Origin of the sequence: Bradyrhizobium genosp. SA-3, assembly GCF_004212635.1 — a bacterium.
Taxonomy (GTDB): Bacteria; Pseudomonadota; Alphaproteobacteria; order Rhizobiales; family Xanthobacteraceae; genus Bradyrhizobium.
Window position 1 is genome coordinate 1 of the sequence record NZ_PSRT01000345.1, and the last position, 552, is coordinate 552.

Consider the following 552-nt stretch of genomic DNA (forward strand, 5'->3'; position numbering starts at 1 on the left):
CGGGAAAGGCCTTCACCTTCTCGTCGATCTCTCCACACAGCCGGCTCACCTGGCTTTTTGGAGATGCCGCTCATCCCCATCGCCTGGACGAGATCGTCCACCGAACGGGTCGAGACGCCCTGCACATAGGCTTCCTGCACCACAGCGGTCAGCGCCTTCTCGGCCATCCGGCGCGGCTCCAGGAAGCCCGGGAAGTAGGAGCCCTTGCGCAGCTTGGGAATGCGCAGCTCGACCGTGCCGGCGCGGGTCTCCCAGGTCCGGTCGCGGTAGCCGTTGCGCTGCGCCAGACGCTCGGGGTTCTTCTCGCCGTAGCCCGCCCCGGTCTGGCCTTCGACTTCCAGCTCCATCAATCGCTGGGCGGCAAAGCCGATCATCTCGCGCAACAGATCGGCATCAGGGGTCTTCTCCACGAGCGTGCGCAGGTTCATCATCTCGTCGGTCATCGGTGGTTCCTCGGTTGGGTTGGCGTGTCGCAACCCGATCCTACCGGAGAACTGCCGGTGACCACCTCAAAGCCGCCCGCCCGCTACGGCGCTATTGGGGAGCGCGCGT

Annotated in this window: 1 pseudogene; it reads right to left on the bottom strand. The window is 65.8% G+C overall.

Features of this window, described 5'->3' with window-relative positions:
* Nucleotides 1–443: pseudogene (locus CWO91_RS42400) on the bottom strand (transposase); the annotation flags it as partial.
* Nucleotides 444–552 lie beyond the last annotated feature (109 nt).